Raw genomic sequence first — 23181 nt, forward strand, 5'->3', positions numbered from 1 at the left:
GAGGAGCGCGCCATGAAGGCGATCGTGCAACACCGCTACGGCGGCCCGGAGACCCTGGAGTACGCCGACATCGACCCGCCCACCCTCGGCCCCGACGACGTGCTGGTCCGGGTCCGGGCCGCGGCCGTGGACGCCGGTGTCCGGCACCTGATGAGCGGTGTCCCCTGGTTGATCCGGCCGGTGATGGGGCTGCGCCGCCCCCGCCAGCCGGTGCCGGGCATCGACGCCGCCGGGGTGGTCGAGTCCGTCGGCTCCGCCGTCACCGACCTGCGCCCGGGGGACCCGGTGGTCGGCGCGGTCCGGGGCGCCTACGCCGAACTGGCCCGGGCCCGACGCCAGCGCTGGGTCCGCATCCCCGACGGGATCTCGTTCGACACCGCGGCCGCGATCCCGACGTCGGGCACGACCGCCCTGCTCGCGGTCCGGGACACCGGCCGCGTGCGGCCCGGCCAGCGCGTGCTGGTCACCGGCGCCGGCAGCGGGGTGGGCAGCTACGTGGTGCCCCTGGCGGTCCGCGCCGGAGCCCGGGTCACCGGGATGTGCCGGCCCGAGAAGGCCGACCTGGTGGCCTCTCTCGGCGCGCAGGAGGTCGTCGGGTACGACCAGCTGACCGGGTCGCGGGATCGCTGGGACGTGATCATCGACATCGCCGGCAACACCGGCCTGACCGGGCTGCGGCGCCTGCTCACGCCGCGGGGGACCGCCGTCCTGGTCGGGGGGGAGGGCAAGGGTGGCCTGTTCGCCGGCTTCGATCGGCAGCTGCGGGCCCTGCTCGTCTCGCCGTTCGTTCCGGAAAAGCTCAAGCCGCTGACCGCAGTCACCCGGGCCACCGACCTGGCCGAGCTGCTCACCCTGGTCCAGCAGGGCGAGCTGCGGCCGGTCGTCGACCGCACCTTCGGCATCGGCGAGGTGGCCGACGCGCTGGCCTACACCTGGTCGGGCAGCGCGGCCGGCAAGGTCGTCATCACGTTCTGACCCGTCAGGGCCGACCGTCGCGCCCGCCCGATCCTCGGTCCGAGGATTCCCGGGCAGTCGGCCGGGCCGCGCTGCCGGACGATGGGCCGATGCAGATCTCCGCGCGGAGCCGGGTGGTCACCGGCCTGCTGACCCTGGCCGAGCTGGCCGTTCTCGGCGGGTGCAGCGTATGGGCAGTCACGCCGCCGCCACCCAAGGCCGCCGATGCCCCGGCCGAGACGTTCAGTGCGAGCCGGGCCTTCACCCACGTCGACCGGATCGGCCGGCAGCTGCACCCGGCCGGGTCGGCCGCCGCCGCCGACGTCCGTGACTACCTGGTCGACACCCTGGCCGGGCTGGGCCTGGACCCGCAGGTGCGGGCGGGGATCGGGGCGACCAGCGAACTGGGCGGCCAGTATGCGATGGCCGACACCCGCAACGTCGTCGCCCGGATTCCGGGCTCGGCGTCCACCGGGACGCTGATCCTGATGGCCCACTACGACTCGGTGCAGGTCTCGCACGGCGGCAACGACGACGGGGCCGGGGTGTCCACCCTGCTGGAGATCGCCCGGGCGCTGACCACCGGGCCGGCCCCGGCCAACGACGTGGTGCTGCTGTTCACCGACGCCGAGGAGGCCTGCCTGTGCGGGGCCGAATCCTTCGTCGCCCACGATCCGCTGGCCGCCGGCCGGGCCGTGGTTCTCAACGTCGAATCCCGGGGGTCGACCGGCCCGTCGGTGATGTTCGAGACCAGCCCGGGCAACGCCGATCTCGTGTCGGTGTACGGGTCGGCGGTGGACCGGCCGGTGGCCACCAGCCTGGCCGTCGAGGTGTACCGGATCCTGCCCAACAACACCGATTTCACCCCGTTCCTGGACGCCGGCCGGTTCACCGGGCTCAACTCGGCCTACATCGACGGGTCGGGGGTGTACCACGCGCCGCAGGACACCCCCGCGTCGATGGACCAGGCGAGCCTGCAGCATGAGGGGGACAACGCGCTGGCCCTGACCCGCGCCCTGGGCGGCGCCGACCTGACCGAGCTGTCCGCGCCGGCGGCCGGTGACGCCAGCTACTTCCCGGCGCTCGGGCTCCTGGTCCGGTACCCGGGTGGGTGGGTGTGGCCGCTGGCGATCCTGGCCCTCGGGGCGGTGCTGGCCTCCGCCGCGGTGGCGATCCGGCGCGGCGTGGCTGGCGCCGGTCGGCTGCTGGCCGGTCTGGGCCTGGCGGTGATCCCGCTGGTCCTGGCTCCGCTGGCGGCCCAGGGGTTCTGGGCGTTGCTGGTGGTGCTGCGGCCCGGTTACGCGAACATGCTCGATCCGTGGTGGCCGGGCTGGTTCCGGGCGGCGGTGGTGGCCCTGGTCGCCCTGGTCGTGCTGACCTGGTTCGGCCTGCTGCGCCGCCGGATCGGCCCAAGGCCGCTGGTGATCGGCGCGCTCGGTGTCCTGGCCCTGCTCGCTCTGCTGATGGCCGGGACCGTGCCGGGCGGCTCGTACCTGGCGGCCTGGCCGGCCCTGGCCGGTGGACTCGGGGCGCTGGCCACGATGCTCTGGCCGGCCTTCTGGGTCCGGGTCGGGGCCGCGCTGGTGGCCGGCGCGGTGGCGGTGGTCATCCTGGCGCCGACGGTCTACCTGTTCTTCCCGGCCCTGGGCCTGGCCACCGGCGCGGCCGCGGCCCTGTTCGCGGTCATGCTCGGCCTGGCCCTGCTGCCCGTGCTCGACCTGCTCTATCCGGCCCCGGACGGCCCCGGTCACCGCCGATGGTCGGCGGCGCCGGCCCTGGCCGCCGGGCTGGCGGTCCTGATCTGCACCGGAATCGGGTTGCGGGTCGACCATTTCGACCCCGACCATCCCGAACCCGCCGAACTCGCCTACGTTCTGGATGCCGGCTCCGGGCGAGCCACCTGGGTCAGCACCGACACCCGGCCGGGCGAGTGGGTGAGCCGGTACGTGACGCAACCGGGGTCCGCGGCCGACACCTTCGGCCTGGTGCGCGGTCCGGTGACGGTCGGCCCGGCCCAGGCCGCCGACCTGCCGGCGCCCCAGGTCAGCGTGCTCACCGACACCAGCTCCGGAGACCGGCGCACCCTGACCCTGCGGATCACCCCGCAACGCGCGGCCACGCAGCCGGCCCGGCTGATCTACCTCGGACTCTCCGGCGTCCCGGTGCTCGGGGCCAGCCTGCAGGGTCGGGCGGTCCCGGCCGACGAGCTGACCGGGGGACTGTCGGTGGTGTTCCACGCCCCGCCGCCGGACGGTGTCGAGGTGACCCTCGAGCTCGGCACGAGCGGCCCGGCCACCCTGCGGGTGCTCGACGGCTCGGACGGACTCACCGGGCTGCCCGGGTACACGCCGCGGCCGGAGGGGGTGGGCATCGCCGGCTCCCACACCTCGGAGATGGTCGTGGTGGCCCGCACCGTCACGCTGTGACCGCCGAGCCGGTCCGTACAGTCGTGGGGTCGTCGGCGCGCCGGTGCGTCGACCCCCGCGAACGGAGCCGACATGCGCATCCCGGGACCTGGCGACGTGCTCCGGGTGGCCGCCCAGTCGTTCGAGGCGGCCCAGGTCGCGATCGGCCTGGTGCCCCGCCTGGTGACCATGGTCGCCGACGTGGAGGCGCTGATCCGGCGGGTTCAGGTGCTGGTCGGCCAGATCGAGGCGATCCCGGTGCGGGTCAACGCGACGATCGATCGGGTGCACGAGATCCAGGCCGGCGTGGACGATGTCCGTCGCAACGCCGCGGTCCTGGTCGGGCGTACCGCCGACGTGGTCGAGGACGCGGCGGCGCTCACCGCCCGGGTGCAGCCGATCCTGGCCGCCTACGAGCCGGTCCTGCAGACGCTGCAGCCGGTGGTCGCCCGGCTGGCCGCGACCACCAGCCCGCAGGAGATCGACGCCGTCGTCTCGTTGATCGACATGCTGCCGACGATCGTCGGCAAGCTGGACCGTGACATCCTGCCCGTGCTGGACACGCTGGCCACGGTGGCGCCGGACCTGCGCGATCTGCTGGATGTGTCCAAGGAGCTCAACGAGTTGATCGGCGCGGTGCCGGGTCTGGGCCGGGTGAAAAAGCGCATCGAGGAACGCCAGCAGGACCAGGACGACTACCGGGCCGACGAGGAGCCGCCGGCCGCCCCGGACCGGGGCTCGGACCATCCGGTCGACGGGGTGCCCGCGGATGCCGACGCGACACCCACCGAGGTCGGTGCGGCCGATCCGTCGGCGGTGCGCTGATCGCGACGGTGCACCACCACCCCGGCTTGCAGGACCAGATCCAGGTGCCGGTCGGGGTCCACCAGCACGTCGACGTCCAGAAGCGGATCGGCGTTGAGGACCAGCAGGTCGGCGGCGGCGCCGGGAGCGAGCACACCCAGCGTGCCGGCCCGGCCGACCAACTCGGCGGCGACCACGGTCGCCGATCGGATGACATCGATGACCGGTTGCACCTGCGCGCGCAGCGCGAACTCCTGCAGCTGATGCCGGTGCATGCCGCCGAGCAGATCCGACCCGTAGACCAGGTTGACCCCGGCCTGGTGCGCCCGGCCGAGGGCGGCCAGGCCGTGATCGAGGACGTCGTCCACCTTCGCCCAGCTCGCGGCGGACAGGCCGTGGTCGGGGCCCTCCCGCTTGAGCGCCCAGTAGGTGACCAGAGTCGGCACCAGGAACGCATCGTGCTCGCCGAGCAGGTCCAGGCTCTCCTGGTCGAGCAGGTTGCCGTGTTCGATGCTGCGGACGCCGGCCCGTAGGGCCCGGTTGATCGCCCGCGCGGTGTAGGCGTGGGCCGCGACGTACCGGTTGGCGGCCTGAGCTTCCTGCACCACCGCGGTGATCTCCGGCACCGAGTACTGGGTGGAGTCGATTCGGTCGGTGGGCGAGGCCACGCCGCCGGAGGCCATGATCTTGATGTGGTCGGCGCCCTTGCGCAGTTCCGTGCGCGCCGCGACCCGGACCGCGTCCACCCCGTCGGCGACCACCCCGATGCCGCAACTGGTTCCGGACGCCGCCGGTTGGTCCTCGCCGGGCAGGCGCATGTCGCTGTGCCCCCCGGTCTGGCTCAGGGCGTGCCCGCAGATGAACAGCCGTGGTCCCGGCAGCAGACCCTCGCGGTGGGCGCGCGCGTGCCCGTGATCGGCGCCGGACATGTCGCGGACGCTGGTGAAGCCCCGGCTCAGCATGCCGCGCATGATCCGGGCGGTGTGCGCATGGACGTAGGAAGCGGGTAGCCGCTCCAGGTCGCGCAGCTCGGCCGACAGGGCGGTGACATGCACGTGCCCGTCGATCAAGCCGGGCACCAGATACCGGCCGGTCACGTCGATCACCGCGGCTGATCGGACCGTCCCGCCGGGTTCGGCCGGCCGGTCGTCGACCCGGGTGATCACATCGGTGATCACGCCGTCGGCGATGCCGATGTCGGCCCGGCGCCAGGTCCCGGCGACGACGTCGAGCACCTGACCACCGCGCAGGACGGTGCCGGGCCGCTCGGCCGGCATCAGGCGACGAACAGACAGAACGGGTGCCCGGCCGGATCGGCCAGCACGAACAGCGGTTCGGCCGGACCGGTCGAGCGATCGGCCAGCTCGCGGGCGCCCAGGGCCAGCGCCCGTTCCCGGTGCCGGCGCAACTGCGCCACCGTGGGCACGGTGGTGTCCAAGTGCAGCATCTGCGGCCGGGGCCCGTCCGGCCAGGTCGGCGGCGCGAAGTCCGAGACCTGTTGGAAGGCCAGGGCTCGGGTGCCGTCGGGATGCAGCAGCACCAACCAGTCGGGGTCCGGGTCCGCGCCGCCGGGCTCGTCGCCCGGGCGGTAGCGCAGGCCGAACAGCTCCCGGTAGAACTCGGCCGACGCCCGGACGTCCGGGCAATCGAGCACGGTCTGCCGGATCTGCGGGTAGGTCCCGGTCGGGGAGCCGGTCATCCGAAGATCCCCGAGTAGGCGTTGAGGGCCGGCTGCCCGCCCAGGTGGGCGTAGAGCACCGTCGACCCGGCGTCGATCTCGCCCTGGCGGACCAGGTCGATCAGCCCGGCCATCGACTTGCCCTCGTACACCGGGTCGATGATCATCCCCTCCAGCCGTCCGGTGAGGGTGATCGCGTCGACGGTCGACGGCACCGGGATGCCGTACTTGTCGCCGGCCCAGCCCGCCAAGACGGTGATCTCGTCCTCGCGCAGCTCGCGTCCCAAGCCGATCAACGCGGCCGTGCTGCGGGCGATCCGGGCCACCTGGTCGCGGGTCTGGTCGATCGTGGCCGACGCATCGATGCCCAGCACCCGGCGGGGACGGTCCTGGCCGGCGAAGCCGGCGATCATCCCGGCCTGGGTGGAGCCGGTCACGCTGCAGACGACGACGGTGTCGAAGAAAACCCCCAACTCGGCCTCCTGCCGGGCCACCTCGTCGGCCCAGTTGGCGAACCCGAGCCCGCCCAACCGGTGGTCGGAGGCTCCGGCCGGGATCGCATAGGGCACCCCACCGGCGCGCCGTACATCGTCCAACGCCCGCTGCCAGCTGTCCTTGAACTCGATGCCGAACCCGGACGGATCGAGTCGGACGTCGGCGCCCATGATCCGCGAGAGCAGGATGTTGCCGACCCGGTCGTTGACCGGGTCGTCCCAGTCGACCCACTTCTCCTGGACCAGAACAGCTTTGAGCCCCAACTTAGCCGCGACCGCGGCGACCTGGCGGGTGTGGTTGGACTGCACACCGCCGATGGAGACCAGGGTGTCGGCGCCCTGGGCGAGGGCGTCGGGGACCAGGTACTCGAGCTTGCGCGTCTTGTTGCCGCCGTAGGCCAGCCCGGAGTTGACGTCCTCGCGTTTGGCCCAGATCGAGGGACCGCCGAGGTGCTCGGAGAGCCGGTCCAGCCGGTGCACCGGGCTGGGGCCGAACAGCAGCGGATACCGGGGGAAGTCGTCCAGCGCCATCGGCGCACTCTATGTCCGGTGACCCCGGACGCACGACCCCCAGACCCGCCCGCGGTCAGGCCTGGGCGCCGGCGATGTTGACCAGCCAGCTGACGCCGAACTTGTCGGTGAGCATGCCGAAGGTGTCCCCCCAGGGCGCCTTGTCCAGCGGGGCGGTGACCGTCGCCCCGTCGCTCAGGCCCTGCCAGAAACCCGTGAGCTGGTCCTCGTCCTCCGCGCCGCCGGACAGCGAGATCGAGCCGTTGGCGTTCTCGGTGAACGGCATCTCCGCGGGCACGTCGGCCCCCATCAAGGTCAGGATCGGCGAGACCAGCTGGCTGTGCATGATCAGGTTCTCCTCCTCGGGGGCAACCGGCATGCCGAACTCCTTGAAGGTGCTTGCGGTCAGCTCGCCGCCGAAGACCGACTGGTAGAACTCCATGGCCGAGCGGGCCGAGCCACGCCAGTTCAGGTAGGGGTTGAGGGTGATCGTCATCGGTGTTCCTTCCGTCGCGGGTGCGGTCGCGGGGGTGGACCGTCGCCGGGGACGGTACTCATCGGGTCCGACAATGCGAATTTTCCGGCGTTCGTCCGGTATGACGCGGGCCCGGACCGGGTCCGGCCGCCCGTACCCTCGTCGGGTGCTCCGGGTTGCGGTGGGAATCGTCGGCTACGCGGCGGTGGCCGCGCTGTTCCTGCCGTTCACCTGGCCGGCCCTGCTGGCGACGGTGCTGCCGCTGGTCGTCGCCGGCGGGTACGCGCTGCGCCGCCCCGCCCGGCCACCGGCGCCGGCGCCGTCCTGGCGACGGATCGCCCCGTGGGCCGTCGTCCTGGCCGCCGGCATCGGCTGGGAGCTGATGGCCCTGTTCCGCTCGCCGCGGGCGGACTACCCGACGATCAGCTCGATCGTCAGCCCGCTGGCCGCCGGCCAGTGGTGGTTCCGGTTCCTCGGCTACCTGCTCTGGCTCGCTGCCGGCACGGCACTGGTCCGGCGATGGGCGTGAAGCAGGTGTTCCTGGCCGGCTACCTGCTGATCGGGATCGCGCTGGCGTTGCTGATGCTGCTCTCGCACCGCCGGCCCACGGCCGTGGCCCGCGTCTCCGAGATGGCGGATGCGGCGACCCGGCGACGCCTGGGCCGGGTCATCGTGCTCGTCGTCTGGTGGTGGATGGGGTGGCATTTCCTGGTCCGATCAGCGTGATCCGGCGACCGGGTGAGTGGCTTCACAGTTGTTTCGGGCATCTTTCGCACGGGTCACGACGTCGTTACTAGTGGGTCGAAAAACGACTCGTGCATTCGAAGGAGCAACACGATGAGGACGAACCGGAAGTCGATGGCGCAGCGCTACGAGGAGCGCCGGTCGCGCCGTTTGATCAACAAGGCGATCGCCGAGGCGCCGTCGGACAGCATGCGCACCGAGCTGCTGGTCGCCGCCCAGCGCCAGCTGGGTTCCCTGCGCTGATCGCGCGCACCCCGACCCGGGCGGGTGCTTGACGCCCGGATCGGGAAGACTCCTCCCATCGCGCGCCGGAAGCGGCCGCGGGGGAGGCGATCCGATGACGCAACCATGGCCGGAACTGCCGGTGGCCGCCTGGGCCCCGACCCGGGACACGGTGCACCTGTGGACCCAGATCGTCGGCAAGGTCCGCCTGGCGCTGGCCGCACCGGAGAACCACTGGTGGCAGGTCCCGTTCTACGTGAACGCCACCGGCCTGACGACGAGCCTGATGCCCTACCAGAACCTCGGGGTCGAGATCGAATTCGACTTCGTCGGGCACGAGCTCGTCGTGCGCACCACGCTGGGCCGCACCGAACGGTTCGCGCTAGAGCCGATGAGTGTGGCCGAGTTCTACCGGCGCTTCACCGCAGTGCTGGCCGACCTGGGCATCCGGGTGGCCATCATGCCGCGGCCGGTCGAGTTGCCGGTGGCCATCCCGTTCGCCGACGACTCCGTGCACCGCAGCTACGATCCTGACGCGATGCACCGCTTCTGGGTGTCCCTGGTCAGCACCCAGCGGGTCCTGCAACAGTTCCGCGGTGAATTCACCGGCAAATGCAGCCCGGTCCACTTCTTTTGGGGCGCCTTCGATCTCGCCGTTACCCGGTTCTCCGGACGGCCCGCGCCCGAGCATCCCGGCGGTGTTCCGAACTGTCCCGACCGGGTCATGCACGAGGCCTACAACCGTGAATTGGCCTCCTGCGGGTACTGGCCGGGTGGCGCCGACGAGGGCGCCTTCTACGCCTACGCCTACCCGGAACCCCCCGGGTACCGGGACTACCCGATCCGACCGGACCAGGCCCGCTTCGACCCAGACCTCGGTGAGTTCGTCCTGCCCTATGCGGCGGTGCGGCAGGCCGACGACCCGGACGCCGTGCTGCTGGAGTTCCTGCGGTCGGCCTTCACCGCGTCGGTCCAGCTCGGTCGATGGCCCGATGCCTGAGGGCACCCTCGAGCTGGTCGTGGTGGCCGACACCCACGTTCCGAACCGGGCCCGTGATCTGCCCGCCCCGCTCTGGGCGGCCATCGAGGCGGCCGACGTGGTGATCCACGCCGGGGACTGGGTCACCCCGGCCCTGCTGAACCAGGTCGAGGCCCGCAGCCGTCGGCTGGTCGGGGTGTGGGGCAACAACGACGGCCCGGAGCTGCGCCGGCGGTTGCCCGAGGTCGCGCGGGTGAGCCTGGGCGGCCTGCGGGTGGCGGTCGTGCACGAGACCGGCGGCCGGGACGGACGGGAACGCCGGGCCGAGCAGGCCTTCCCCGACACCGATCTGCTGATCTTCGGCCACAGCCACATTCCGTGGGACACGGTCTCGCCCAGCGGGCTGCGGCTGCTCAATCCGGGTTCGCCGACCGACCGCCGGCGGCAACCGTTCTGCACGTACCTGACCGCCCGGGTCGGGGACGCCGCCCTGACCGAGGTCACCCTGCACCGGCTCCCGCCCCGACCGGCGTCCGGCCACCGGTCGGGGTGACGGACGCCCGTGCCTCAGGCCCGGCCGCGCGCCGAGACGACGGCGACCACCGCCGTCACCACGACCAGACCGGCGCAGCCGAGCATGGCCACGGTCAGACTCGACCCGGCGGCCACGGCCCCGATCAGCAGGGCGCCGATCGCCGTCCCGGCGTCGTACGTCGCGTTCCAGGCGGCACTCGCCGGGGTTCGCCGGTCGGGGCCGGCCAGATCGAAACTCAGCAGCAGGGTCAGGTTCTGGGCGCCGCCGTAGGCCAGTCCGAAGATCGCCGCGCCGAGCACGACCAGGGCACCCGGCCCAGCGCCGGTCCCGGCGGCCCCCCAGCCCAACAACCCCAACCCGAGGACGCCGACCACCGCGCACGCCGGCAGCAGCCGGGCCGGGCCGGCCCGGTCGGCCAGGCTGCCGGCCCGCCAGCGGGCCAGCGCGGAGGTCACCCCCAGCAGCAGCAAGGCCCAGGTCACCACCGCCCCCGACTCGTTCAGCTGCACCGGCACGATCGCGAAAATGCCGCCGCCGGACAGGGTCAGGGCCAGCAGCAGGCCCAGGATGCCGGCCAACGAGGCCACCGGCAGCCGGGCCCGGCCGGCCTGGCGGGGCCGGGCGGGCGGCGGCGGCGGAAACCGGCGCACCAGCGGGATCGCCAGCACCGGCACCGCCCCCAGCCCGGCGACCACCGGGAAATGTCCGGCGTCGGTGAGCGCCACCGCCAACGGCACCGCGGCCACGTTCGGCACCGCGACGGCCAGCCCGTACAGCCCGATGGCCCGGCCGTGACTGCCGGGCGGGGCGATCTGGGTGGCCACCAGCGGGGTGAGCACGGTCAGGATCGCAAAGCCCAGCCCGCGCACCGCCGAGACGGCCAGCAACCAGCCGAGCTGGTCGCTGAGCAGCAGCAGGGGAGTGGGCGCACCCAGGGCGAACAGGCCGACCGCCAGGGTGGCCGGCTGACCGATCAGCCGTACCGCGGCCGGGACCAGCACCTGGCAGCCGACGGTGGCGACCAGCATCACCGTGGTGACGAGCCCGGCCAGCGCCTCCGGCACGCCCTGATCCACCGCCCACAGCGGCAACGCGGACAGGGTGAGGAAGAAGGACGTGAACCCCAGCAGGCTCATGGCGATGAGCGCGGGCATTCCAGGACTGCGCAGCATCAACCCTCCCGACGGCAAGAGGCTACGGCGCTCCCGGCGCGAGCGCCCGAGCGGTCCCGCCCCGGCCCGCCGAGTCAGCCGGGCGTCAGCCGGACGCGGACGGCGGGTCGCCGGGCAACAGGTCGGGCGCGATCCGCTGGTCCTGGACCTGAATCTGAATCCGGGCCCGGTGCGCGGCCGGATGCCAGATCTCCTCGAACGGACCGCTGACGGCACCGCCGGCCGCGCGGCCCCGAGACCGGCGGCCGATCGCCCACAGCCCGGCCGGCACCAGGACGAACAGCAGCACCGTCAGGACCGCGACCCAGACGATGGCCATGCACCCACGGTACCCACGGCCGCCCGGTCCGGGCACAATCGACCGATCCTGCGCCGACATCGCCAGAGACGGGAGTGCGCATGCAGCGTCGCCGACCGAGAACGGCACCGGCCGGTGGCCTTGCCCTGGGCGCGGTGGTCCTGCTCGCCCTGACCGCCTGCTCCGGCGGTTCCGGCGGTTCCGCCTCCAGTTCGCCGCCCCCGTCGTCGGTCTCGCCCTCGGCCACCGCCGGGGCCGACGCCCCGACCCGGACCGATGCCCCCGAGCAGTTCACCCCGGTGGTGATGGACGTGATGTCCACCCCCCGCTGGTTCCGCGGCACCGACGGTCAGGTTCACCTGGTCTACGAACTCCGGCTGACCAACGCCTTCCCCATCCCGGCCACGGTGACCCGGGCGGTCGTTCGCGACGCCGATTCCGGGACGGTCCTGCAGACCCTGTCCGGCGATCCGCTCACCGCGTCGATGTCGTTGCTGACCAGCGGGTCCCAGCCGACCACCGAGCTGGCCACGGCCACCACCGGGGTCATCTGGTTCGACGTGCCCCTGGCCGACCCGTCCGCGGTGCCGGCCCGGATCGACCATGAGCTCACGGTCACCGTGCCGCCCGGGCTCCCGGTGCCCGAGACGATCACCTCGACCGGGGCGCCGGCCGACGTCGACGTCGATGCGCCGACGGTGATCGGTGCCCCGCTGGCGGGCACCGGCTGGTTCGCCGTCGGTAGCTGCTGCGACGGACCGCACCGGCGGACGGCCCAGCCGATCACCAACCAGCTATGGGTCTCCCAACGGTTCGCCATCGACTTCAACAAGATCAACGACCAGGGTTACCTGGCCGTCGGCGACCGGTCCAAGAACGAGAGCTGGCCGACCTATGACCAGCCGGTGCTGGCCGTCGCCGACGCCAAGGTGACGATCGCCCAGGACGGACTGCCCGACCAGACGCCGCAGGCGCCGACGCCGGTCACCATCGAGGAGGCCGACGGCAACCACGTCATCCTCCAGCTGGCCGACGGCGTCTACGCCTTCTACGCCCACCTCAAACCGGGCTCGGTGAGCGTGCAGGCCGGGGACCGGGTCACCAAGGGCCAGGTGATCGGCCGAACCGGCAACTCGGGCAGCTCGACCGGGTCGCACCTGCACTTCCAGCTGATGGACCGGCCTTCGGCGTTGGCCGCGGACGGACTGCCATACGTGTTCGACAGCTTCACCGTCACCGGTCGCGGTCCGGCCCTGGACGAGCTGATGGCCACCGATCCGGCCACCACCCCGGTCGTCCTCGACCCGGCCACCGCCGGGCCGCGGACCGACGAGCTGCCGCTGGGCCGGGACGTGGTCACGTTCCCGAGCCCCTGATCGTCGACGGCACGAGTTCCGCCCGCAGCTGCAGGAACCGGAAGACGCCGGGCTCGCCGACCTGCTGCTGGTACGCCTCGACCACCGCCTGCACCCAGTCGGCCACCCGATCCGGCGGCAACCGCCCGGTCCAGTCGGCGAAACCGACGGTGCACCAGTCGGTAAACGCCGCCCGCGAGCCGAAATCCCACCGGATGTCCTCCACCTGTTGATCGGTCACCCGCAGTCCGGCGGCTGCCGCGAGATCGGCGTACCGCCGCGGGTCGACATGCACGAACGGCGCCCCGAAGCCGGAGAAGAAGGCCGACCACGCCTGGGTGTGGCACACCGCCATCGCGGTCGCCTCCAGGCTGCGGCGCGGGCCGGCGCAGACCTGCTGGACGACCACCCGCCCGGCCGGCCGGGTGGCCCGGCCGATCGCGGTGAGGGCCGCGACCTGGTCGGCCACCCAGTGCAGGGCGTTGAACGAGACCACCACGTCGAACTCGTCGACGGCGGTCAATCCGAGCACGTCGCCGACCTCGAACGCGACCCGGGCGCCGGGCGGGTCGGCGTGCGAGCGGGCGGCCGCGATCATCCGCGGCGAGGCATCCAGCCCGAGCACCGAGCCGCCGGGGAGCCGGGCCGCGATCGCCCGGGTGATGTACCCGTCTCCGCAGCCCACGTCGAGCACCCGCTCGTCGCCGGCCAACGACAGCTGCCCGAGCGTGGCCCGGGCCAGCCGGCGCTGCAGGCCGCTGATCCGCTCGTAGCCGGCCCCGTCCCAATCGGTCACTGGTGAACACTCCTTGATGCGGGCCCTGAGAGGGTGCTCGTTGTAGGGACTCGGCGGGAGCCGGGGTGACGGCCTTCGTCGGTCGCCGTTCGACGGCCACGATGACACTGCCGCCCCCGGTTCTCGCGGGGCTGTAAACCGGCAACAGAGGGACGCGCCGCAGAGCGCCAGTCAGTGACCGCCCGGTAATCGGCCTCCTCGCCGAGTCGTCGCTGCCGCTGTGAGGAGTTCTTGAGTTGTCCCTGCCTGAATGCGATTTCTACGTCGGTATCGACTGGGCCGCCGAAACGCACGCCGTCTGCGTGCAGAACGCCACCGGAAGGATCACCGCCGAGTTCACGATCGAGCACACCGCCGACGGTTTCGCGACCCTGCTCGCGCGTCTGGGCCGGTTGGCCGACGACCCGATGCAGGTCACGGTCGCGATCGAACGGCCCGACGGCCGGCTTGTCGACGCGCTGCTCGAGGCCGGCTACCCGGTGGTGCCGGTCAGCCCGAACGCGATCAAGACCTGGCGGGACGGTGAGGTGCTCTCCGGCGCCAAGTCCGACGCCGGCGACGCCGCCGTCATCGCCGAGTACCTGCGGTTGCGGTCGCACCGGCTGCGGCCGGCCACCCCGTTCACCGCGCAGACCAAGGCGGTTCGGACGGTCGTGCGCACCCGAGACGACATCGTGGCCATGCGGACCGCCGCGACGAACCAGCTGACCGCCCTGCTCGATGCCCACTGGCCCGGCGCCACCAAGGTTTTCGCCGATATCGAGTCGCCGATCGCGTTGGAGTTCCTGACCCGGTACCCGACCGCCAAACACGCCGCCGGCCTCGGCGAGAAGCGCATGGCCGCGTTCTGCGTCAAGCACGGCTACTCCGGTCGCCGCCCGGCCGCGGAGCTGCTGACCCGGCTGCGGGCTGCGCCGGCCGGCACCACCGACCCCGACCTGGTCGAGGCCGTCCGGGACGCCGTGCTCGCGCTGGTGGCCGTGCTGCGCACCCTCGGCGCGGTCCGCAAGGACCTGGACCGGTCGGTGACCGCCCACCTCGGGGAGCACCCGGACGCCGCGATCTTCACGTCGCTGCCAAGGTCGGGTCAGATCAACGCCGCCCAGGTGCTCGCCGAGTGGGGCGACTCCCGCCAAGCCTACGACTCGCCCGACGCCGTCGCGGCGTTGGCCGGCCTGACCCCGGTCACCAAAGCGTCCGGTAAATATCATGCCGTGCATTTCCGCTGGGCCTGCAACAAAAGGTTCCGCAAAGCGATGACCACGTTCGCCGACAACAGTCGCCACCAAAGCCCGTGGGCCGCCGAGGTCTACCGCAGAGCTATCCAACGCGGGCACGACCACCCGCACGCCGTCCGGGTCCTGGCCCGCGCCTGGGTGCGCGTGATCTACCGCTGCTGGCTCGACCGGCAGCCTTACGACCCGGCCAGGCACGGCAACGCGAACAAGATCAACAGCGGGCAACTTGCGGCCTGAGGTTGACACAGAGGGTGTCATCGGTTCTCCTCCGGCCGGTCCGCTCCGTCACTGATCAGTCGCTTGCCCAGCACCACCGTCCGGTCGTCGGCGTACCCCAGCGACCGGTAGAACCCGAGCGCCTGCTCGTTGCCCGCCCGTACCTGCAACGAGAGCTTGGGGCACCCCCGCGCGCGCAGGTCGGCCTCGATGACGGCCATCAGCGTGCCGGCCAGCCCGGCGCGCCGGCGGTCCGGATCGACGGCCAGATAGTTGACCCAGCCGCGGTGGCCGTCGTACCCGGCCATCGCACTGGCCACGATCCGGTCGTCGAGCTCGCCGACCAGGAACAGCTCCGGCTGCACGGTCAGCTTGCGGGCGATGTCGCGGTGCGGATCGTTCCAGGGCCGGGTCAGGCCGCACCGGTGCCACAGGTCGATCACCGGGTCGGTGTCGGCGATCGCGAACGGACGGATCTGCATGCGGTTGGGCATGCTGACAGCATCGGGCATGACCGGGTTCCCTTTCGGGCAGCATTGCCGCTCGGCCGGTGCGCCGGTCACCCGAGCGGACCTACCGTGGACCGATGGTCGACCGGGCCCGCGGCGCCCCCCACTCGCGCTCCTCCGACCCCCGCCGCGCCGATTCGCCGGCGGCTGGGCGACCGCGGGCGCCGGAGCACCGGATCGCCCAACTGCAACGGCAGGTCGGCAACCGGGTGGTCACCGAGTACGTGCGGGCCCTGAACGTGCAGCGGGTCAAGGAGGGCGATGGGCCGACCAACGACATCGGCATCATCCAGCAGCAGCTCAACCACGTCGGGGCCAGTCCGCGGCTGGCCATCACCGGCCGCTTCGACGCGGCCACCACCACGGCGACCAAGGCGTTCCAGAAGAAACTGATCGCCGAGGGCGTCGCCGGGGTGACCGAGGACGGGATCGTCGACGGGATCACCCACACCCAGCTCAAGACCCGGGCCCCTTCGGTGGTCATCAGCGCCACCGAGACGGTCGTCGACGGCCCCGGCGCCACCCAGGTCCCGTCGAACCCGGCCGCCGGCACGCACGCCCAGCTGCAGGTGGGGGCCAAGGGCGTCGCGGTCAAGGAGCTGCAGGAACGCCTGAACAACAGTGGGGTGGCCGGCGCGAAACTCCTGGTGGACGGCATCTTCGGACCCAAGACCGACGCCGGCCTCAAGACCTTCCAGGGCACCATCCCGGTCGCGGCCACCGGCATCGCCGACCCGGCCACCTGGACCAAGTTGGAGACGGCCGGGGCGGCCAGCCAGGGGCACGTCGAGTTCGACTGGCTGGAGGAGGTTGAGGGGGTCAAGAACGTCGGCCTGCGGGCCGGCTACGACTGGAAGCTGTCCAAGACCGCACTGGCCATCACCCTGGGCATCACCTTCCACAAGAAGCACAAGAACGTCGACACCCGGATCGGCCAATGGCTGGCCGACATCAAGGAGATCTGGAGCACCTTCAAGGCGGTCAACGACAGCGACCCCAAGAAGAAGTCGATGGACCTCAATTTCGAGGCCAAACGCGGTCCCGGGCACGACGTCGACGTGTTCCAGTTCGACCCGAAGCTGCCCAAGAAGGACCGCGGGCAGAGCCGATCGGACTCCGGCACCTGGTACACCGTGGACAAGCGCCGCTCGATGGCGCCGCACGAGTTCGGCCACCTGATCGGCTTGGCCGACGAGTACAACCGGATCGAAGAGCACTATCTGCAGGTGACCGGTGAGGAACCAGCCGTGGGCAACACCGCAGGGCTGGCCGCCGACGCCACCAAGCTGGCCGGCGACATCAAGGCTCAGCTCCCGTTGACCGACAAGATCGCCGCCCCGGCTGCGACCGACGACCCGGGTTGGGGCACCAGTCTGGCCGCGGTCATCACGCCCAAGCTGGGCACCAAACAGGGCGGTTTCTCCCGCTTCGTCGCCCAGGAGTACGGCAAGGCCAACGCCGGCGCCTCGGTCTACACCGACATCCAGAAGGCTTTCAGCGACAAGGGTGTCACGGGCTTTCAGGCCAACCTGTCGGCCTGCGTCACCCCGTTCCTGTACTCGAACAAGAGCCTGATGGGCACCATGGAGACCACCCCGGCCAAGGGGGGCGGGGGCAAGGCCGCGCCGGCGCACGAGCACCCGATCGAACCCCGGCACATCCAGCCCTTCGTCGATCTGCTGGCCCGGGAATGGGCGATGCAGACCGGCAAGGCCGACAAGTGGAGGCCGGAGCGCCGATGAGGCTCACCTACAGCAGCACCGCCCCCGGCCGCTTCGCCGGAGTCGAGATCGCCGCCGACGGCACCGCATCGGCCTGGCAGACGGCCGGGCACCGGGTGGGCCGGTTCCGGCGGACCCTGTCGGCCGCCGAGCGCGCCGACCTGACGGCGGCGCTGCAGGCCGCCCGCGACGCGGGCGCACCACCCCCGGCGAGCGGACCCCGCCGGCCCGGCCGGGTCGTCGAGCGGATCTCGGCCGACGACCTGCCCGATGTGACGGTGAGCGACGACCCGCCGGCCGCGGTCGCGGCGTTGGCCGAGCTGGTGCGCGCGCTGCTGGAGGATCTGGCCCAGAGCCCGGTGGCCGCCATCGAACTGACGGTGACCGGCCACCCGTCGCAGGTGCGGTTGGGGCACGTCGGCGACGACCCGATGACCCTGCGGTCCGCCGAATTGACCGTGGAGGCCGCGGTGTTCGACGAGGACGGCGGGTTGGCCGACACCGCGTCCCGGACGGTGCCGTCGGGTCAGGACGCCGGCGAGGCCGGGGCCGAGATCGGCCCGGGTTGGGCGCTGCCGCTGACCGAGGACCTGGGTGTGCCCGGCGTGCCCGACGGCGGCTATCTGACCGTGAGCGTCGGGGGAGCCGAACTGGATGTCCGGGGCGACGGGGTGCTCCGCCCGGTCGAGTGGGGATGGATGAGCGAATGACCGTGACCATGACGACACCAACCCCGGCCGCGGCCCCGGCCGGCAAGTCGATCGCCTCGCTGCTGGGGGGCGGTTCGCCCGGCTCGGCCCGCCGGCTGGCCGACTCGGGTCTGTGGGATCGTCAGCGGCAGTTCTACCAGCAGCAGGCCCAAACCCTGTGGGGCACCGCGATGGTGCCGCACGGCATCACCGGCAATCCCCGTATCGCCGCCACCTACGCCCGGCTCGTCGTCGAGTTCCTGCGCAGCGTGCCGGCCGGCTCGGGCCGGCCCCACCTGGTCGAATTCGGTGCCGGCTCGGGGCGTTTCGCCTTCCTACTGGTGCGGGCGCTGCGCGCGCTCGCCCCTGGGCTGGATTTCACCTATGTGGCCACCGATTTCTGCGCCGACCGGGTCGCCGGGTGGGCCGCGCACCCCTCGTTCCATCCGTTGGTGGACCAGGGCCTGATCGACTTCGCCGTCCTGGACGCGGACCGGCCGGGCCCGTTGGAGCTGCTGGCCTCCGGGCGCACCCTGGACGCCGGGTCGCTGGACGGGCCGGTCGTCGGTATCGCCAACTACGTCTTCGACACGCTGCGCCACGACAGCTACGCGGTCTGCGGTGGCGAGCTGCACGAATGCCGGGTCACCCTTCCCGACCTGCCCCCAGGCGCCCCGGCGTCCGCCCTGGGCGAGTTGACCTGGGACCTCGCGGACGGCCCGGTGGTTCCCCCGGAGCTGTCCGGCGTCCTGCAGTTCTACGCCGACACCCTGGATGACACCGCCGTTCTCGTGCCGACCGGCGGGTTGCGTTGCCTGGACTTCGTGTCCGAGCTGACGACGGGGGCGACCTGCATGCTGGTCGCCGACAAGGGCCATTGCCGCCCGGTGGAGCTGTGTTCGCAGCCGGCCCCCTCCGTGGTACCGCACGGGAACGGGTTTTCGCTGATGGTCAACTTCGACCTGCTGGCCCGCGTGGTCCGCGAGAGGGGCGGGGTGGCGGTGCTGCCCCGGGAGCCGGCCCGCAGCCTGGTGGTGGCGGCCTTCGTCCGCGCCGGTCGCGACGGCGGACTGGACGATCCGGAACGGTTCACCGCCTGGGTGCAGGACCAGCTGGTGGACACCGGCCCGGACAACTACTTCACCGTCCGGTCGCTGCTCGGCGGCGGCGCGGCCGCCGATCTGGACACGATGCTGGCCGGCCTGCGACTGTCCCGGTTCGAGCCGGGCCTGCTGATCGAGCTGCTGCCGCGCCTGCTGGATGTGCTGCCGACCACGCCCGACGCGACCCGCGGCGAGGTCGAACGATCCCTGCTGCAGCTGTGGGACAACTGGTTCCCGATCGGCGAACCCATCGACATGGCGCTGTGTTTGGGCCTGGCGTTCTCGGCGATGGACCGGTTCGCCCGCGCGGTGGATTTCCTGGAGCTCTCGGTCAAGGAGCATCCGGACAGCGCCCCGGCGGCGTTCGCCATGGGCGTGGCCCGGCGCGGGTTGCGGGACCTGCGGGCGGCCCGGGAGTGGGCCCAGCGGGCGGTGACCCTGGAACCGGGATTCGGGCAGGCCAGGGTCTTGCGAGCGGTCCTGGACGAGGAGCTCGACACCCCACTCGACTCCTCACTCGTCACCCCACTTGACACCCCACTGGTCACTGGACGGGGACGCTGATGTACCGGGAGATGCTGTCCTTCCTGTCCGGTGACGACTGGCCGGTCGCACCCGGCGAGTACGACGGGCTGCCCTGCATCGACACCCGTTTCATCGGCACCGATGCCGCCTGGGACTGCCGGGCCCACCCGTACGACCCGTTCGGGCAGCTGGCGTTCGAGTCGATCCTGCCGCTCACGGTGGCCGCGGAGCACCGGGCGGCCGTGCTGGAGCTGGTGGCCCGGACGAACTGGCGGCTGCTGACCGGGGCGTTCCAGGTCGACCTGAACACCGGCGCGGTGCTGTTCCGGACGATGATCTTCCTCTCGCACGGGGGTGAGCTGACCCCCGAGCTGTGCCGTGGGCTGGTCTACAGCAACGTGCTCACCGTTGACCGGTGTCTGGCCGAGTTCACCGCGGTCGCCGGTGGGGCCTTGGTGGACGGGGCCTTCGAACGGCTGGCTCTTTAGGGGTTCAGGCCGCGGCGTCCCACCAGGCCAGGACCCGCAGTGCGCGCAGGGTGATCCACCGGGAGGGCTGTCCGGGCCCGTCGTCCAGCTCGAACCAGACCCGGCCGGGCAGCCGGCGGTCCGGGGCCCAGCGGCCGTCCGGGCGGCGGCGGGCGCGCACGTGTTGCACCGCCTCACCCAGCCGCGGGTCGGGCGAGTCCCCGGACACCGCGGCGCCGGCTCGGAAGTAGTCCAGGCCGCGGAGCACGTCGTAGTGCCACCGATTCGGGTAGGTCAGCTCCAGATACGTCTCGTCCGCCGGCATCCCCGTGCTCAACCGGCGAAACAAGTGCCTTTCCAGCAGGTATCGCTCGCCGGCGGCGCGGGCCCAGCGCGACTGCGCGGTGCCGCCGGTCGCGATCTGATGCTGCAGCAAGCCCTCGAGCACGTTGATCGTGGTGTCGAAGGAGGACCGGGTCGAGCCGTTGGCGCGTTCGCAGTTCCAGCCGCCGTCGGGCTGCTGTTCGCCGAGCAGCCGATCGACCAGCGCACCGACGTCGACGCCGAAGTACGCGCCGTCGGCGACGGTCCGGCCGTTGATGCATTCCTCGACCTCACCGGTCCAGAACGGCTGACCGTCGTGATCCCACCGGGAGTGCCGGCCGATCAGCTCGACCGTGCGTCGCGCCCGGTCGCTGGTCGGATCGAGCCCGAACTCGCGCAGCTGGGTGAGCGCGTACGTCGTCGCGGTCCAGGGTTGGCCCTCCGAGTCCCAGAGCTCTCGGGTGAAGTCGGCGGGCATGAACGAGCCGCCGGCCCATTGGCCGTCCGCGTCCTGGTGGGCGAGCAGCCGCGCCCCCCAGCCGTCGTTCTCGACCCGGGCCCGTTCGCCCTGCCAGACGGCGGCCGGCGCGTGGAGCAGGTCCCGGAGCACCGGCCAGCGGATCGCCGGGTCGCCGGCGAGCAGCCACGTGATGACCGGGTCGTTCGAGTCCGTCATGACCGCCCAGGGTAGGCCGGTCAGCCGACGACGGGCTCGCCCGTCAGTCCGAGCTCGGCGAAGGCCACGGCCAGGCCCGCCTGCTGGGGTCCGGCCGCGACGTGGGTGGCCGCGGCCAGCACCCGGGGGTCGCTGCCCTCGATGGCCACGCCGACACCGGCGTACTCGAGCATCTCCAGGTCGTTGAGACCGTCGCCCGCCGCGATGACCTGCTCGCGGGTCAGCCCCAGGTGCGCGACGACGACTTCAATGCCGACCGCCTTGTGCACCCAGGTCAGATACAGCTCACCGGCCGACTCGCCCATGTCCGGGATCGAACTGGGTAGCGCACCGATCTCCGGACCGGCCTGCGCGGCCAGCGAGGCGACCGGCTCGGGCGAGTCGAAGCAGGTGACCTTGCCGAACCGGACCTCGGTCAGCTCGGGCGCCATGCGCAGCGCGTCGAGGATGTCCCGGGGACCCTCATGGCCGGAGGCCCGCAGGTGCCGGCGCAACAGGTCGGCCAGCCGGCGATCCACGCCGGGCGGCCCGTACACGGCCTCCGGCGTCTCCAGCAGGTACGCGACGTCGTGCTCGTCGAGCAGGCGCACCAGCCGGGCGCCGAGTTCGGGCGGGAACCGCTGGTCGCTGAGCACCGCCCCGTCGATCTCGACGTAGCCGCCGGCCGCCGCCACCAGGCCGTCGAATTCGACCAGCACCTCGGGCGCCACCATCGACCGCGGCCGGCCGGTGCACAGGAACACCAGGTGCCCGGTCGCGCGGGCGGCGCGAACGGCCGCGACGTGCGCGTCCGGGACCACTCCGTGGTCGGCGTAGGTGCCGTCGAAGTCCAGAAAGACCGCTCGGCGCGTTGTCGATGACCCGGTTCCCACCCCGCGAACCTACCCCGGCGATCCAATTCGCAACCAATGGTTGCGAGAAGTCGGCCGCGCCGCTAGCCTCATGTGCAACCACTAGTTGCAGGAGGCAGTCATGGAGCACGAGCGCATCGAGCGAGAGATCTTCATCGAAGCATCGCCGGAGATCGTCTTCGACGTGCTCAGCAGCCCGGAGCACCTGCGGCAGTGGTGGCCCGACGACGCCGAGTACGAGCCCACGCCCGGATCCAACGGCCGGATAGTGTTCGGTGACGCCGACGCCGGCGGCGCGACCGGGTTCGCCGTCATGGACGCCCAGCCGCCCCGGCTGTTCTCGTTCCGCTGGACGCAGCCGGTCGGCACCGCTGCCGAGGTCGGCAACTCCCTGCTGGTCACCTTCGAACTGACCCCCACCACCGGCGGCACCAGGCTCCGGATGACCGAGACCGGCTTCCGCGACATGAGTTGGGACGCGGCGACTCTGGAGACGCAGTACGCGGAGCACCAGCATGGGTGGGACTACTTCCTGCCCCGGCTGGCCCCGTACGTCGCCCGCCTGGCGGCCCGGTCGTGACCGCCGCGGTCGTCGAACCGGTGGACGACGAGCTCTGGTCGGCCATCGGTGATCCGACCCGTCGGCGGATGCTCGACCTCCTCCTGCTCGACGGGGTCGGTACGGCCACCAGCCTGGGTCAGCAACTTCCGGTCACCCGGCAGGCGGTGGCCAAGCATCTGACCGTTCTCGAACGGGCCGGACTGGTCCACGCCAGCCCGGCCGGCCGGGAGCGGCGGTATCGGGTGGACGAGGCGCAGCTCGCGCGCGCGGTCGCCTCATTGGCGTCGGTCGGATCGGCCTGGGACGCCCGCCTGCAACGCATCAAGCGGATCGCCGAGACGATCCAACGCCAGCAGAACCACGAAGACTGAAAGGAATCGACATGGTGGACATCCGGCATCGGATCGGGGTCAAGGACGCGACTGCGGAGCAGGTCTACGCGGCGTTGACCACGGTGCCCGGCCTGGCCGGCTGGTGGACCGACGACACGACCGGCGACGCGGACGTCGGTGGCGTGCTGGCCTTCCGATTCCCGCCCGTCGGCGGGTTCGACATGAAGGTGCTCGAGGCGCAGCCGGCGCACCGGGTGTCCTGGCGGGTGGTCGACGGCCCGCCAGAGTGGGTCGGCACCACCGTCGACTGGGAACTGCGCCAGGACGGCGACTACACGATCGTGCTGTTCACCCACCGCGACTGGAAGGAACCGGGGGAGTTCATGCACCATTGCAGCACCAAGTGGGGAACGTTCCTGCTGAGCTTGAAGTCGCTGATGGAGACCGGGGCGGGCGCCCCGGCACCGCGGGACGTGGAGATCAGCGACTGGCACTGACGGACGTGCGCCTGCGGGTCCGGAATACGACCAGAAAGTTGAGCGTTCAA

26 protein-coding genes are annotated in these 23181 nt (G+C 72.0%); 16 read left to right on the plus strand and 10 right to left on the minus strand.

Annotated features, from left to right (window positions below; all coding sequences use genetic code 11):
- The first annotated feature begins 12 nt into the window (after positions 1–12).
- Both NAMU_RS13940 and NAMU_RS13945 read left to right on the plus strand, forming a co-directional pair.
- Entirely contained in the window at positions 13–975 is a 963-nt protein-coding gene (locus tag NAMU_RS13940; protein WP_015748047.1) for an NAD(P)-dependent alcohol dehydrogenase, read from the plus strand.
- Positions 976–1064: 89 nt separating this feature from the next.
- Complete coding sequence (locus NAMU_RS13945; protein WP_015748048.1) at positions 1065–3380, plus strand: M28 family peptidase; 2316 nt, start codon at positions 1065–1067, stop codon at positions 3378–3380.
- A 674-nt stretch (positions 3381–4054) separates the two neighbouring features.
- On the opposite strand, the gene NAMU_RS13955 is transcribed toward NAMU_RS13945, so the two are convergent.
- Genes NAMU_RS13955 through NAMU_RS13970 form a run of 4 tightly spaced genes read right to left on the minus strand, consistent with a single transcriptional unit; the run spans position 4055 to position 7341 of the window.
- Positions 4055–5440, minus strand: coding sequence for a metal-dependent hydrolase family protein (locus tag NAMU_RS13955; RefSeq protein WP_015748050.1), 1386 nt, complete (start codon positions 5438–5440; stop codon positions 4055–4057).
- Complete coding sequence (locus NAMU_RS13960; protein WP_015748051.1) at positions 5440–5862, minus strand: VOC family protein; 423 nt, start codon at positions 5860–5862, stop codon at positions 5440–5442. The genes NAMU_RS13955 and NAMU_RS13960 overlap by 1 nt, the downstream gene beginning before the upstream one ends.
- Entirely contained in the window at positions 5859–6866 is a 1008-nt protein-coding gene (locus NAMU_RS13965; protein ID WP_015748052.1) for a 1-aminocyclopropane-1-carboxylate deaminase, read from the minus strand. Before NAMU_RS13965 ends, NAMU_RS13960 begins: the two co-directional genes overlap by 4 nt.
- 55 nt (positions 6867–6921) lie before the next feature.
- Entirely contained in the window at positions 6922–7341 is a 420-nt protein-coding gene (locus NAMU_RS13970; RefSeq protein ID WP_015748053.1) for a VOC family protein, read from the minus strand.
- 145 nt (positions 7342–7486) lie between these two features.
- Between NAMU_RS13970 and NAMU_RS13975 the strand changes: the two genes are divergently transcribed.
- The 5 genes from NAMU_RS13975 (at position 7487) to NAMU_RS13990 (ending at position 9818) form a co-directional block, all read left to right on the plus strand.
- Complete coding sequence (locus tag NAMU_RS13975; protein ID WP_041368941.1) at positions 7487–7849, plus strand: hypothetical protein; 363 nt, start codon at positions 7487–7489, stop codon at positions 7847–7849.
- Positions 7840–8046: a DUF6186 family protein gene (locus tag NAMU_RS13980; RefSeq protein ID WP_015748055.1), complete on the plus strand. Its 207-nt coding sequence runs from the start codon at positions 7840–7842 to the stop codon at positions 8044–8046. The genes NAMU_RS13975 and NAMU_RS13980 overlap by 10 nt, the downstream gene beginning before the upstream one ends.
- A 111-nt stretch (positions 8047–8157) precedes the next feature.
- The gene (locus NAMU_RS30005; RefSeq protein WP_015748056.1) at positions 8158–8307 is read left to right on the plus strand and encodes a hypothetical protein; all 150 of its coding nucleotides are present in this window, start codon (positions 8158–8160) and stop codon (positions 8305–8307) included.
- Positions 8308–8401: 94 nt separating this feature from the next.
- Positions 8402–9286 carry a DUF5996 family protein gene (locus NAMU_RS13985; RefSeq protein WP_015748057.1) on the plus strand — a complete coding sequence of 295 codons (885 nt, stop codon included), beginning with the start codon at positions 8402–8404 and terminating at the stop codon, positions 9284–9286.
- The gene (locus NAMU_RS13990; protein WP_015748058.1) at positions 9279–9818 is read left to right on the plus strand and encodes a metallophosphoesterase family protein; all 540 of its coding nucleotides are present in this window, start codon (positions 9279–9281) and stop codon (positions 9816–9818) included. Before NAMU_RS13985 ends, NAMU_RS13990 begins: the two co-directional genes overlap by 8 nt.
- Positions 9819–9832: 14 nt before the next feature.
- Here the strand turns inward: NAMU_RS13990 and NAMU_RS13995 are convergent, their stop codons facing one another.
- Both NAMU_RS13995 and NAMU_RS14000 read right to left on the minus strand, forming a co-directional pair.
- Positions 9833–10972, minus strand: coding sequence for an MFS transporter (locus NAMU_RS13995; protein WP_015748059.1), 1140 nt, complete (start codon positions 10970–10972; stop codon positions 9833–9835).
- A gap of 85 nt (positions 10973–11057) precedes the next feature.
- Positions 11058–11291 (minus strand): hypothetical protein, encoded by a 234-nt coding sequence (locus tag NAMU_RS14000; protein WP_041368943.1) that lies wholly within the window; start codon positions 11289–11291, stop codon positions 11058–11060.
- 80 nt (positions 11292–11371) lie between these two features.
- Here NAMU_RS14000 and NAMU_RS14005 point away from each other — a divergent pair, with 80 nt between their 5' ends.
- A complete protein-coding gene (locus tag NAMU_RS14005) occupies positions 11372–12646 on the plus strand; it encodes a M23 family metallopeptidase (protein ID WP_015748061.1) in 1275 nt (424 codons plus the stop codon).
- Here the strand turns inward: NAMU_RS14005 and NAMU_RS14010 are convergent.
- A complete protein-coding gene (locus tag NAMU_RS14010; RefSeq protein WP_015748062.1) occupies positions 12627–13421 on the minus strand; it encodes a class I SAM-dependent methyltransferase in 795 nt (264 codons plus the stop codon). The genes NAMU_RS14005 and NAMU_RS14010 overlap by 20 nt on opposite strands.
- Positions 13422–13657: 236 nt before the next feature.
- Here NAMU_RS14010 and NAMU_RS14015 point away from each other — a divergent pair, with 236 nt between their 5' ends.
- Complete coding sequence (locus NAMU_RS14015; protein WP_015748063.1) at positions 13658–14896, plus strand: IS110 family RNA-guided transposase; 1239 nt, start codon at positions 13658–13660, stop codon at positions 14894–14896.
- Positions 14897–14913: 17 nt separating this feature from the next.
- Here the strand turns inward: NAMU_RS14015 and NAMU_RS14020 are convergent, their stop codons facing one another.
- Positions 14914–15357: a GNAT family acetyltransferase gene (locus NAMU_RS14020; protein ID WP_138180727.1), complete on the minus strand. Its 444-nt coding sequence runs from the start codon at positions 15355–15357 to the stop codon at positions 14914–14916.
- A gap of 104 nt (positions 15358–15461) precedes the next feature.
- On the opposite strand from NAMU_RS14020, the gene NAMU_RS27465 reads away from it, so the two are divergent.
- The 4 genes from NAMU_RS27465 to NAMU_RS14040 are packed head-to-tail and all read left to right on the plus strand — an operon-like array spanning position 15462 to position 19910.
- Complete coding sequence (locus tag NAMU_RS27465; protein WP_015748065.1) at positions 15462–17126, plus strand: peptidoglycan-binding domain-containing protein; 1665 nt, start codon at positions 15462–15464, stop codon at positions 17124–17126.
- Positions 17123–17815 (plus strand): hypothetical protein, encoded by a 693-nt coding sequence (locus NAMU_RS14030; RefSeq protein WP_015748066.1) that lies wholly within the window; start codon positions 17123–17125, stop codon positions 17813–17815. Before NAMU_RS27465 ends, NAMU_RS14030 begins: the two co-directional genes overlap by 4 nt.
- The gene (locus NAMU_RS14035) at positions 17812–19461 is read left to right on the plus strand and encodes a tetratricopeptide repeat protein (protein ID WP_015748067.1); all 1650 of its coding nucleotides are present in this window, start codon (positions 17812–17814) and stop codon (positions 19459–19461) included. Before NAMU_RS14030 ends, NAMU_RS14035 begins: the two co-directional genes overlap by 4 nt.
- Positions 19461–19910, plus strand: coding sequence for a YbjN domain-containing protein (locus NAMU_RS14040; RefSeq protein ID WP_041368951.1), 450 nt, complete (start codon positions 19461–19463; stop codon positions 19908–19910). The genes NAMU_RS14035 and NAMU_RS14040 overlap by 1 nt, the downstream gene beginning before the upstream one ends.
- Before the next feature lie 4 nt (positions 19911–19914).
- On the opposite strand, the gene NAMU_RS14045 is transcribed toward NAMU_RS14040, so the two are convergent.
- Complete coding sequence (locus tag NAMU_RS14045) at positions 19915–20889, minus strand: hypothetical protein (RefSeq protein WP_015748068.1); 975 nt, start codon at positions 20887–20889, stop codon at positions 19915–19917.
- 20 nt (positions 20890–20909) lie between these two features.
- Positions 20910–21761 (minus strand): HAD hydrolase family protein, encoded by an 852-nt coding sequence (locus tag NAMU_RS14050; RefSeq protein ID WP_015748069.1) that lies wholly within the window; start codon positions 21759–21761, stop codon positions 20910–20912.
- A 100-nt stretch (positions 21762–21861) separates the two neighbouring features.
- Between NAMU_RS14050 and NAMU_RS14055 the strand changes: the two genes are divergently transcribed.
- The 3 genes from NAMU_RS14055 to NAMU_RS14065 are packed head-to-tail and all read left to right on the plus strand — an operon-like array spanning position 21862 to position 23131.
- Positions 21862–22320 (plus strand): SRPBCC family protein, encoded by a 459-nt coding sequence (locus tag NAMU_RS14055; protein WP_015748070.1) that lies wholly within the window; start codon positions 21862–21864, stop codon positions 22318–22320.
- Entirely contained in the window at positions 22317–22673 is a 357-nt protein-coding gene (locus NAMU_RS14060; RefSeq protein WP_015748071.1) for an ArsR/SmtB family transcription factor, read from the plus strand. The genes NAMU_RS14055 and NAMU_RS14060 overlap by 4 nt, the downstream gene beginning before the upstream one ends.
- An 11-nt stretch (positions 22674–22684) precedes the next feature.
- Positions 22685–23131 carry an SRPBCC family protein gene (locus tag NAMU_RS14065; protein ID WP_015748072.1) on the plus strand — a complete coding sequence of 149 codons (447 nt, stop codon included), beginning with the start codon at positions 22685–22687 and terminating at the stop codon, positions 23129–23131.
- Positions 23132–23181: the final 50 nt, after the last annotated feature.

This window comes from Nakamurella multipartita DSM 44233, from assembly GCF_000024365.1.
Classification (GTDB): Bacteria; Actinomycetota; Actinomycetes; order Mycobacteriales; family Nakamurellaceae; genus Nakamurella; species Nakamurella multipartita.

Bases quoted from the DNA above. Each gene is read 5' to 3' on its own strand.
- NAMU_RS14055 (WP_015748070.1), top strand. From the start codon at position 21,862: ATGGAGCACGAGCGCATCGAGCGAGAGATCTTCATCGAAGCATCGCCG.
- NAMU_RS14030 (WP_015748066.1), top strand. From the start codon at position 17,123: ATGAGGCTCACCTACAGCAGCACCGCCCCCGGCCGCTTCGCCGGAGTC.
- NAMU_RS13955 (WP_015748050.1), bottom strand. From the start codon at position 5,440: ATGCCGGCCGAGCGGCCCGGCACCGTCCTGCGCGGTGGTCAGGTGCTC.
- NAMU_RS13980 (WP_015748055.1), top strand. From the start codon at position 7,840: ATGGGCGTGAAGCAGGTGTTCCTGGCCGGCTACCTGCTGATCGGGATC.
- NAMU_RS14065 (WP_015748072.1), top strand. From the start codon at position 22,685: ATGGTGGACATCCGGCATCGGATCGGGGTCAAGGACGCGACTGCGGAG.
- NAMU_RS13985 (WP_015748057.1), top strand. From the start codon at position 8,402: ATGACGCAACCATGGCCGGAACTGCCGGTGGCCGCCTGGGCCCCGACC.
- NAMU_RS13945 (WP_015748048.1), top strand. From the start codon at position 1,065: ATGCAGATCTCCGCGCGGAGCCGGGTGGTCACCGGCCTGCTGACCCTG.
- NAMU_RS13960 (WP_015748051.1), bottom strand. From the start codon at position 5,862: ATGACCGGCTCCCCGACCGGGACCTACCCGCAGATCCGGCAGACCGTG.
- NAMU_RS14045 (WP_015748068.1), bottom strand. From the start codon at position 20,889: ATGACGGACTCGAACGACCCGGTCATCACGTGGCTGCTCGCCGGCGAC.
- NAMU_RS13940 (WP_015748047.1), top strand. From the start codon at position 13: ATGAAGGCGATCGTGCAACACCGCTACGGCGGCCCGGAGACCCTGGAG.
- NAMU_RS14005 (WP_015748061.1), top strand. From the start codon at position 11,372: ATGCAGCGTCGCCGACCGAGAACGGCACCGGCCGGTGGCCTTGCCCTG.
- NAMU_RS27465 (WP_015748065.1), top strand. From the start codon at position 15,462: ATGGTCGACCGGGCCCGCGGCGCCCCCCACTCGCGCTCCTCCGACCCC.
- NAMU_RS13970 (WP_015748053.1), bottom strand. From the start codon at position 7,341: ATGACGATCACCCTCAACCCCTACCTGAACTGGCGTGGCTCGGCCCGC.
- NAMU_RS14020 (WP_138180727.1), bottom strand. From the start codon at position 15,357: ATGCAGATCCGTCCGTTCGCGATCGCCGACACCGACCCGGTGATCGAC.
- NAMU_RS13990 (WP_015748058.1), top strand. From the start codon at position 9,279: ATGCCTGAGGGCACCCTCGAGCTGGTCGTGGTGGCCGACACCCACGTT.
- NAMU_RS13965 (WP_015748052.1), bottom strand. From the start codon at position 6,866: ATGGCGCTGGACGACTTCCCCCGGTATCCGCTGCTGTTCGGCCCCAGC.
- NAMU_RS30005 (WP_015748056.1), top strand. From the start codon at position 8,158: ATGAGGACGAACCGGAAGTCGATGGCGCAGCGCTACGAGGAGCGCCGG.
- NAMU_RS13995 (WP_015748059.1), bottom strand. From the start codon at position 10,972: ATGCTGCGCAGTCCTGGAATGCCCGCGCTCATCGCCATGAGCCTGCTG.
- NAMU_RS14040 (WP_041368951.1), top strand. From the start codon at position 19,461: ATGTACCGGGAGATGCTGTCCTTCCTGTCCGGTGACGACTGGCCGGTC.
- NAMU_RS14035 (WP_015748067.1), top strand. From the start codon at position 17,812: ATGACCGTGACCATGACGACACCAACCCCGGCCGCGGCCCCGGCCGGC.
- NAMU_RS14000 (WP_041368943.1), bottom strand. From the start codon at position 11,291: ATGGCCATCGTCTGGGTCGCGGTCCTGACGGTGCTGCTGTTCGTCCTG.